This window comes from Streptomyces sp. NPDC020731 (assembly GCF_044334705.1).
In the GTDB taxonomy this organism is placed as follows: domain Bacteria; phylum Actinomycetota; class Actinomycetes; order Streptomycetales; family Streptomycetaceae; genus Streptomyces.
In genome coordinates this window covers 1-5,403 of the sequence record NZ_JBIRTN010000045.1, presented here as the reverse complement: position 1 = coordinate 5,403, position 5,403 = coordinate 1, and the positions used below count along the sequence as shown (strand labels likewise).

Here is a 5,403-nt window from a genome sequence, read left to right as displayed (position 1 = left end):
CACGACGGCGCAGCTCAAGCGGGTACTGGGAAGGACGTGCCATGACTCGATCCTCTCAAATGATCGAGTCCCTACCGAACCCGGAACGGTTCACATGGTCTTGCGGCACATCCGTCAAACAACTCGGCCCTGCCAGCCGGGTAACCCACTGGACCAGCAGGAGCGAGAGACGCCGCTGCGGGACCATGACTGAGTACCAGGTCATGGCCCCGCTTCTGAAAGCTGACAACCTACGCAGTACGCAGTGCGTCCGCGGGAGGTGTCCGCAGGGCCTGCCGAGTGGGCAATTCAACAGTGAGGAAGGACATCACGACGACCGTCACCACCACGGCTGGCAGCAGCCACACTGGGCCTGCCGGCCAAGGGTGGCCGAGGTAGCCCTGACCCAGCAGAGCAAGTGGCAACGCCGACAAGAGCAATCCTGAGGCAAGTCCCGCCGCCGCAATCACCGCTGCCTCACGGCGCATCATCGCGCGAATCTGCCGGGGCGTGGTACCCACCAGTCGAAGAGCGGCAATCTCGGCCCGGCGCTGTGCGGTGGCGGCGACCAACTTATTGGCGATACTCAGCAGCAAGTAGCCGAGCAGCACCACGACAACGGCCAGGTTGACCCATACCTCGGGCGGTGTGTCCTTATCGCGGGAACCCGGGCCGGGCGCCGTGGTCGACAGGGCCAGACCGGGATGACTGGCGACCAGCGCGTTCAGACGTTGCCCGACGGCGGACGTGCCATCGGTGCGGACAAGGAGGCGCTGGTCGAGGTCCGTCGTGGTGTGTCGGGCGGTCAGGTCGCGGGAAAGGACAACCGGTCCGAAACCCAAACTACGCTCGTAGACTGCGACCACCTTGGCATTGACAGGCGAGCCGTCGCCAAGGACCAGGCGCACACGTTTCCCGAGTCCGGCCCCCTGGGTACTGGCTGCCTCGTTACTGACAGCAATCGTGGCACCCTTGAGTTGGTTGAGAGCCCCCTTTCGCACCTTGAGGTCGAGGACGTCGCCCGCATCCGGTGTGAGGACCATCGATGAGGCCTGCTCGGCCGTCGTCTCGCCGAATTGGCGGTACTCCCATACCACCGCAGTGGTGCCGACCGGCGCCGTGGCCCGCACGCCCGGTACCTCCCGCACCTCAGAAACAATGTCCCTGGGCAGTCCGCCCAAGCCTGGCGCGGTCACCTCGTACTGGGCGAGGGTACCGGCGCGGGTGTCGTCCGAGGTGGCGGTCAGCACCGTGGTCTGTGTGAGCGTGTACGTGAGAACGAACACGATGCCCATAGCAAGCGGGGTAACAACCCCTGACAAGCGCAGCGCGTAGGCGCGTACGTTAGAAAGCGCAAGCCACGTCGGTGCCCCCACTCCGGGCCGCAACCGCCGGACAGCCGCGTCACCCGCATACTTCACCAGCGCCGGACCACACAGGGCCAGACCAATCGCGGCGACGATGCCCGCGATGGATGTGCCAGTGGCCCCCATTACACTCCGCGACAGCAGCGGCGCCGCAGACAACGCGCTCGCGGCAAGGATCAGCAGCGCGCCGGCAAGGGTACGTGACCGCGAGGGGTAGCGCGGTTCGCTGCGGGACTCCGCGACCGCTTCGGTAGCCGGCATGCGGGACGTGCGCCAAGCCGCGCACCGCGCCGACAGCTGAACGGCTGCAGCCACCAGGAGCAGCGTGGCGAGTGCGGGGAGCGGTCCGACCGTGAGGGGAAGTCCCGCGGGGAGCACGCCCCGGTTGGCCAGAATCTGCCTGAACTGGCCCGCCAGCAGATAGCCGACCGCCACTCCCGGCACCAGGGCCACAGCCGCGACAACCGTCGACTGCGCGGCAGCCAGGCGGCGGATCTGCTTCGGCGTCGCCCCGACGGCTCGCATCAGTGCCAGGTCGCGGCGTTGCCCTGCGATCGTCACACCCAATGCGCCGGCAACCACGAACCCGGTGATCAACAGCACGATCCCACCGAGCGAGCCAGCTATCAGAATGAGCAGGGAGCGTGCCGAGCCCACGCCGGGCTCGATAGCCTCGCCCCGGTCGGCGCCGGTGGTCGTCTTAAGGGTGGTGTCGGCAAGTTGGTGGCGAACCTCCGCAGCGACCCGATCTACGCTGCCAGGCTCAACTCGCAGACCCACCAGGTCAACGGTCCGGGCATACGGTCTTCCGCCGTCCCGTTCCGCGAGTCCAAGGGCCGTCCGGTCCGCAAAGTACACGCCAGCTCCGGGCGCATCGACAACCGCCGAGACCCGGTAGGGAGCCGCCGGGTGACCGTTGACGACAACCTGGATCCGTTCACCGACCCGGGCCCCCGACCCGGCGGCCACGGCAACTTCGTGCGCACCCGCAGGGGCGTGGCCCTGGACATGCGGCCGCGCCAACAGCCTCGTCGATGACCAGCCGTGTCCCGCCGCGCGCGGATCCTCAGCGCCAGCCACAACCTGACCGCGCGCGTCGAGCATCGCGGCCGGGAAACCGATGTCCCCCACCACGTCGGTAACGCCCGGCAAAGACCCCAACCGGCGTACGAGCGACGCCGGAACTCCAGCACGCTCAGGAAGCGCAATCGGCAGATCACCGCTCGCGTGGTACTCCTGATCGGCGGCGACCACGACGTCAGCGCCGCCGAGCCGTCCTGGGGGCAGCTGGGAGCGCAACCCGGACTCGGCAAGCACACCAGTGCCAGTAATCAGTACGGCGCCGCCCAAGACGGCACACGCTACGGCGACCAGCGCGGTGATCCGGTGGGCGGCCATGCGCCAGGCAAGATACAACACGGTCTACCGCTCCCCCAACGCCACGAGACGCTCGGCCAGCCGCGGGGCAGTCGGCTGGTCCAGAGCATCGACCACACGCCCGTCAGCCATCACCAGCGCTCGGTGCGCGTGGGCTGCTGCGGCTGGATCGTGGGTGACCATCACCACTGTCTGTCGCAGGTCGTCGACAAGCGCACGCAGCAGGTCCAGGACCTGATGGGCGCTACGCAAATCCAGCGCTCCCGTCGGCTCGTCTGCGAACACGACAGCCGGTTGCGCCGCCAGCGCGCGAACGACCGCCGCCCGCTGTTGCTGGCCGCCGGAAAGTTCCGCAGGACGGTGGGCGAGCCGGTCGGTAAGGCCGACCCGTTCAGTCAGCGTGCGCAGCCAGTCCCGGTCCGGGCGTCGGCCAGCCAGGCGCAGCGGCAGCGTGATGTTGTCCTCCACGCTGAGCGAAGGGATCAGATTGTAGGCCTGGAACACGAAACCGACGCGCTCGCGGCGCAGTTCAGTGCGCCGGGTTTCGTTCAGCTTGGAGATTTCATGTCCGTCGATGCGGATGCTGCCCGATGTGGGGGAGTCCAGCCCGGCGGCGCAGTGCATCAGAGTGCTCTTGCCGGACCCGGACGGCCCCATCACCGCGAGGAACGTGCCACTTTCCACGGTCAGCGACACGTCATCCAGGGCACGTATGCCTCCGTCGTAGGTCTTGGCGACGTGCGCCAGTGCGATGGCTTGTGCCTTACGACCGGTGGTCGCAGCGACGGCGGTACTCATCAACGCCTCCGCAGTGCGCGCACTACCAGCGTCCCCGCGGCGAGCACGCTGACCACGCCGCACACGAGGAGCACCCAGGTGCTGGTACCGGCGTAGGAGGCCAGCATGTTCGTCACCGCGCTGAGCACGATCACCGCCCACAGAAGCGTACGTTCGACGTCCCTGCGTGAGACGGGGCCCCGGTGTCCTCCCGGGTCACGGGCCGAGCCGCTGCCCGGTCCTGCAGTTGGGGTGGTGCTCAGGCGGTACGGGTCGTGCTGCGGCATGAGAGTGTCCTTTGGGGCCCGCATGGGCATCGTCGTCATGGTCCGGTTCGATTTCGATGCTAGGGACAGACCCCCTTCTCGGCCGATCCCGTGAGCCGCCCGTTGTGAGGTACAGCAGGCTGTACTTTTCGCTTCCGCGACGTCGACAAACCGCTCGACGGCATAGGGTCGTCCATGATGGAGAGCTACGGAAGGACCCGGAAGGAAGACGGATGGCGACCTCGACCTCGTCTGTGAAGGACGTCGCCGTACGGACCCTGCGCGCCGCCGGATCCGCGACCGGACAACTCGCTGGCGGACTCGGCACCGCCACCCTGGCGCTGGCCATCCTGGTGCTGCTCGCCGTTGCCGCCATGACCGCACCCATCGGCGTGGGGCTCCTCATCGCGCCCGCTGCGCTACGCGCCGTGCATGCCCTGGCCAGGCGGGAGCGCGAACGCCTCACCCGCTGGGGCTTCGAGATCGTAGCCCCCGACCCGGCGCCGACACAGCTGCGAGCTGCCCTCGCCGATCCAACCACCCGACGCGAACTGCACTGGCTGGTGCGGCACGCCACCGTGGGCTTCCTCCTAGGGCTCCTCGGCCTCTGGCTGCCGGTCTTCGCCTTTCGGGACGGCACCTTCCCTCTGTACTGGCGCCTCATACCCAAAGGCGCAAGCAGCACGTCGATCGGAATCGGCTCCGCCCAAGCCTGGCCGGATGCCATTGCTGTGGGCCTGCTGGGCCTAGGTTGGATAGCCATCGTCCTCGGCCTGTCCCCTGGCATGGCACGGCTGCAGGCGGCCCCCGGGCGATCCCTGCTCGCGGCCGGCCCGGACACCGACCTGTCGCTGCGCGTCGCCGAACTGACAGCTACCCGTGCGGGGGCCCTGGACGCCCACGCAACCGAGCTGCGGCGCATCGAGCGCTCCCTACACGACGGAGCCCAGAACCGTCTGGTGTCGGTCACCGTCCTGCTCGGCGCAGCCCGTCGTATGACGGCCCGTGACCCGGCCGCCGCCGACGAACTTCTCGAACGTGCGCAGTCAGCTGCGGAAGGTGCCCTGGCCGAGCTGCGTACGGTAGTGCGCGGCATCCTGCCGCCGGTCCTCGCCGATCGCGGACTGGCGGGTGCCCTGGCCGGTCTGGCTGCAGACTGCGCGGTGCCCTGCCAAATCGAAGCAGATGTTCCCGAACGGTGCGCGGCGTCCGTCGAGGCCACCGCCTACTTCGTCGTGGCCGAGGCGCTAACCAACATCGCCAAGCACAGCAACGCCGAGCAGGCCACCGTCACCGTGCGAGGGCGCGGTGGCCGACTGCTGCTGCTGATAGAGGACGACGGCCGGGGTGGCGCCGAGGAGGGCGGAGGTACAGGTCTAGGCGGCATACGGCGCCGGGTCGCGGCCCATGACGGCACCCTCCACCTCACGAGCCCGCCCGGAGGCCCGACCACGTTGGAGGTGGACCTTCCTTGTGGAATCTGACCCCTGAAGGGTCCGGCCGCACCGGTGCTCCGGACGACCACGACGGATGAGAATCCGACCAGGGTCTTTGAGAAGTGGTTTTGTGTCCGGGTTCGTCATGCCAGCCCGAGGGCTGTGAGGGGCCGTAGGTGGTCGCGGGCGGTGTGACGGAGG

4 protein-coding genes are annotated in these 5,403 nt (G+C 68.3%); 1 reads left to right on the top strand and 3 read right to left on the bottom strand.

The genetic code is table 11. The annotated features are described in order from the left end of the window. Positions 1–230: 230 nt before the first annotated feature. Genes ACH4VX_RS35485 through ACH4VX_RS35475 form a run of 3 tightly spaced genes read right to left on the bottom strand, consistent with a single transcriptional unit; the run spans position 231 to position 3,655 of the window. Positions 231–2,765 carry an FtsX-like permease family protein gene (locus ACH4VX_RS35485; protein ID WP_398373444.1) on the bottom strand — a complete coding sequence of 845 codons (2,535 nt, stop codon included), beginning with the start codon at positions 2,763–2,765 and terminating at the stop codon, positions 231–233. Positions 2,766–2,768: 3 nt separating this feature from the next. Continuing rightward, the gene (locus ACH4VX_RS35480) at positions 2,769–3,521 is read right to left on the bottom strand and encodes an ABC transporter ATP-binding protein (protein WP_398373443.1); all 753 of its coding nucleotides are present in this window, start codon (positions 3,519–3,521) and stop codon (positions 2,769–2,771) included. After that, positions 3,521–3,655, bottom strand: a complete 135-nt coding sequence (locus ACH4VX_RS35475; RefSeq protein WP_398373441.1) for a hypothetical protein — start codon at positions 3,653–3,655, stop codon at positions 3,521–3,523. The genes ACH4VX_RS35480 and ACH4VX_RS35475 overlap by 1 nt, the downstream gene beginning before the upstream one ends. Before the next feature lie 344 nt (positions 3,656–3,999). On the opposite strand from ACH4VX_RS35475, the gene ACH4VX_RS35470 reads away from it, so the two are divergent. Beyond that, complete coding sequence (locus tag ACH4VX_RS35470; protein ID WP_398373439.1) at positions 4,000–5,250, top strand: sensor histidine kinase; 1,251 nt, start codon at positions 4,000–4,002, stop codon at positions 5,248–5,250. Positions 5,251–5,403: the final 153 nt, after the last annotated feature.

Excerpts from the sequence above, each read along its gene's own strand:
- ACH4VX_RS35480 (WP_398373443.1), bottom strand. The coding sequence starts at position 3,521 with ATGAGTACCGCCGTCGCTGCGACCACCGGTCGTAAGGCACAAGCCATC.
- ACH4VX_RS35470 (WP_398373439.1), top strand. The coding sequence starts at position 4,000 with ATGGCGACCTCGACCTCGTCTGTGAAGGACGTCGCCGTACGGACCCTG.